The 263-nt window shown below is 31.6% G+C and carries 1 pseudogene; it reads right to left on the reverse strand.

Annotated elements, in window-relative coordinates:
- Positions 1–194: 194 nt before the first annotated feature.
- Positions 195–263: pseudogene (locus SCA31_RS23950) on the reverse strand (hypothetical protein); the annotation flags it as partial.

Raw genomic sequence — 263 nt, forward strand, 5'->3', positions numbered from 1 at the left:
GGATAAGTTTCCAAAGGAACATCCCAACCAACCATTCCATAGCTTACTCCTTTCTGAAAACCTTCAGGTAAATTATCGGTTATTGTATCAAATATTTTCTTGAATATTTCTTGTCTTTCCTCAGGAATTTTCGAAATATAATCTTCTACAGAATCTGCTTTAATTTGCATTTTAATTCGGTTTTTACAATTTTCAAATAAAGGATTAAATGGTTCACGAGGTTGAAAATCAATCGGCCCGTTTTTGATTTGAACAATGACATT

This window comes from Chryseobacterium sp. SIMBA_028 (assembly GCF_046535285.1).
GTDB lineage: Bacteria > Bacteroidota > Bacteroidia > Flavobacteriales > Weeksellaceae > Chryseobacterium.